Source organism: Pseudochrobactrum sp. AO18b, from assembly GCF_000409565.1.
Classification (GTDB): domain Bacteria; phylum Pseudomonadota; class Alphaproteobacteria; order Rhizobiales; family Rhizobiaceae; genus Pseudochrobactrum; species Pseudochrobactrum saccharolyticum.
On the sequence record NZ_ANNO01000269.1, the window covers coordinates 1 to 3,089 of the forward strand.

3 protein-coding genes are annotated in these 3,089 nt (G+C 54.7%); all 3 read right to left on the reverse strand.

All coding sequences use genetic code 11. From position 1 onward, the window contains the following. A partial coding sequence (locus tag A918_RS0111295; protein ID WP_028233688.1) for an FAD-binding oxidoreductase occupies positions 1 to 1,371 on the reverse strand: 1,371 nt, incomplete at its 3' end. Positions 1,372 to 1,391: 20 nt separating this feature from the next. After that, a complete protein-coding gene (locus A918_RS0111300) occupies positions 1,392 to 2,354 on the reverse strand; it encodes an L-threonylcarbamoyladenylate synthase (protein ID WP_028233689.1) in 963 nt (320 codons plus the stop codon). 100 nt (positions 2,355 to 2,454) lie between these two features. After that, complete coding sequence (locus A918_RS0111305) at positions 2,455 to 3,036, reverse strand: histidine phosphatase family protein (RefSeq protein WP_022711175.1); 582 nt, start codon at positions 3,034 to 3,036, stop codon at positions 2,455 to 2,457. Positions 3,037 to 3,089 lie beyond the last annotated feature (53 nt).

Consider the following 3,089-nt stretch of genomic DNA (forward strand, 5'->3'; position numbering starts at 1 on the left):
TTTGATCCGGTGCATCAATTCCAGCGCCAGCGGCTGTTTGAAAGCCCGCAATTCTTCACGCTTCAGCGCGCCGATACCGTGTTCTGCCGAAATGGAACCATTATAACTCATCACAATGGTATGGATGCGATGGTTCAGTTCATGCCACTGTGCCAGAAATGCCTGCTTATCCGCCCCGACCGGTTGCGAGACATTATAATGCAGATTGCCGTCACCAATATGGCCGAAACAAACCACACGCGCGGACGGGATCATTTCCTCAACTGCAATCGCCGCTTCCGTAAGGAATGCAGGGATAGAGGCGACAGGCACAGAAATATCATGTTTGATTGAACCGCCTTCCGGCTTCTGCGCCGGAGACATTTCCTCACGCATTTTCCAGAACAGATCAGCCTGCGCACCATTTTGCGCAATGGCTGCATCCTGCACCAGTCCGGCCTCAAAACCTTGCGTCAGAACAGCTTCCATCATTTCCTGCGCATCGGCCTCTGAACGCGCAGAGGAAATCTCGATCAGCACATACCAAGGATAGGTTTTTTCCAGCGGGTCACGCGCTTCTGCAATATGGCGCAGAATAAATTCCATGCCAATGCGCGGCATCAGCTCAAAGCCGGTCAGCGCCTGCCCCGCCTGATCGGTCGCCAAACGGAACAGCTGCACCACATCTTCCGGCGATTGCAATCCGGCATAGGCGACCGCTTTGCCTTTCGGCTGCGGGTGCATTTTCAGCACAGCCGCGGTGATAACGCCAAGCGTGCCTTCAGCACCGATAAACAAATCACGCAGATCATAGCCGGTATTGTCTTTTTTCACGCGGCGCAGATCATTCAGCACCTGCCCGTCCGGCAAGACGACTTCAAGACCAAGGCATAATTCGCGCATATTGCCATAGGCCAGCACAGCCGTGCCGCCCGCATTGGATGAGAGATTGCCGCCGATCTGGCAGGAACCTTCCGCGCCAAGCGACAGAGGTAACAACCGTCCGGCATTCTGTACGGCTTCCTGCAAATTTTGCAAAACCACACCGGCTTCAACCGTGACAAGGTTGCCGATCGTATCAATATTGCGGATTTTATTAAGGCGCGACAGCGAGAGAATGATCGCCCGTCCGCTGGTATCCGGCTGCTGCGCACCAACAAGGCCGGTATTACCGCCCTGCGGCACAACAGGTGTTGCAGTCTCATATGCCAGTTTCATAATGGCAGAGACTTCATCCACCGATGCAGGGCGCAGCACCAAAGCAGTGCGGCCATGAAACAGATCGCGCGGCTCGCTTAAATAAGAAATCTGATCGGCGGGATCGCGGAGTGCATTTTTCTCACCGACAATTGCAGTGAAGCGTGCGATCAACTCTTCTGAAATCGTCATCATCTGTTTCCGCCCAGTACCAGTTATTCGCGCGGCGCAGCCGCGCGCGCTAAGCGATCATTAATTGCTTCGCCCAGACCATGATGCGGCACCGGTTCAACGGCAATCGTCTTCGCCCCTGCTGCATCCAGCTTTTTCATATAATCAAACAAATGCACGGCAGCTTCATGCAAGTCACCGGATGGGCTCAGATTCAGCACCGCAACGGCTTTATCAGCACTACTTGCTCGCTGTGCGCCAAAAGCCAGCAGCGCCTCGCCTTCACGCACTTCAGAGACATTCAACCGCATCGCTGCATCCGGCGCATAGTGAGACGCCATCATGCCCGGCGCCTGAATGGCCGCACGCTGATCCAGACGATGCAAAGGCTGGCCAAGAAAAGCTTCGATCTCTTCTGCTGCCAGACCACCCGGACGCAGCAGAAATGCCTGACCATTTTCAATTTTAACAATGGTGGATTCCAGCCCCACTACACAGGCACCGCCATCAACGATCAGGTCGAGTTTGGCACCCAGATCATCCTGCACAGCCTTTGCCGAGGTGGCGCTGATACGCCCAGAACTATTGGCACTTGGTGCGGCTAACGGGCGGTCAAGCATGGCAATAATCTCACGCACCGGCCCGCGCGGCATACGAATGGCCAGTGTTGTGAGACCAGCAGTCACCAGCGGATGAATCTCCGCACCGTCACGCACCGGCAGCACCAGTGTCAGCGGCCCCGGCCAGAATTTTTCCGCAAGTTTACGGGACAGATCATCAAACACCACATAGCGCTCGGCCATTGCAAGCGTCGCCATATGCGCAATCAGCGGATTGAAATGCGGGCGGCCTTTGGCAGAGAAAATACCGGCAACCGCATTGCCATTGGTGGCATCGGCGGCCAGTCCGTAGACAGTCTCGGTCGGCAGAGCCACAAGTTTGCCTGTGCCCAGCGCATTTGCAGCCAGTTCAAGAGATGAAATGTCAGTAGAAATAATTTGTGCCATGCCGCGCTCCTGCAATTTTTTGCAAGCTGGCAGCACTGTCAGGACCTGCATGTTCTCTGACTACAGAACCATGAAACGCGATGCAAGACTGTAATCCCTGTCAGGCGCGATCATTAATATTCCGCCAATGATGCAGCATCTGTTTTGCCCCGTCATCATAGTGCCAATAATGCCCCTGCGAGGACTGATCATAGAGGCGGGAAACCGGCAATCCGGCCAGCGCACAATAAAGCAATGTGCCGGTTGCCCCATGACCGCAGATGATAACGGCCTTATGCTGAGCCTTGGCAGCAGCATCCATAATGTCACGAACTGCCGTGCAAATTCTCGCCTGTGCATCCACGGCTCTTTCCCAACCGCGCACGGAATGATGCGGTTGAGCAAAGAACTGGTCAGCAAGTTGTTCAAACTCTGCCGGAGGGAGGAAACCCGTTGTGGAGCGGTCATTTTCTCCCAAGGCACTATGGCTCTGCACAGTCTTGGTAAAATACGCGCCCAATAAAGCAGCAGTCTGCTGCGCTTTGGTTTCCGTACTGCTCCAGATCATATCCGGCACCGGCCAGATTTGGCATTCGAGAAACTGTTGTAACGCAACCCTGCCCGCTTGTGACAAATGCCAGTGCTCAACCGGCACAGCCGGATCAACAACAACCTGCGGATGGCTCAGAAAAATCAGCTGCATTGCATTCCCGCCAATCTGTTGCCGGCAATAAAAAATCCTGCCGGAACACTTCC

Excerpts from the sequence above, each read along its gene's own strand:
- A918_RS0111300 (WP_028233689.1), bottom strand. The coding sequence starts at position 2,354 with ATGGCACAAATTATTTCTACTGACATTTCATCTCTTGAACTGGCTGCA.
- A918_RS0111305 (WP_022711175.1), bottom strand. The coding sequence starts at position 3,036 with ATGCAGCTGATTTTTCTGAGCCATCCGCAGGTTGTTGTTGATCCGGCT.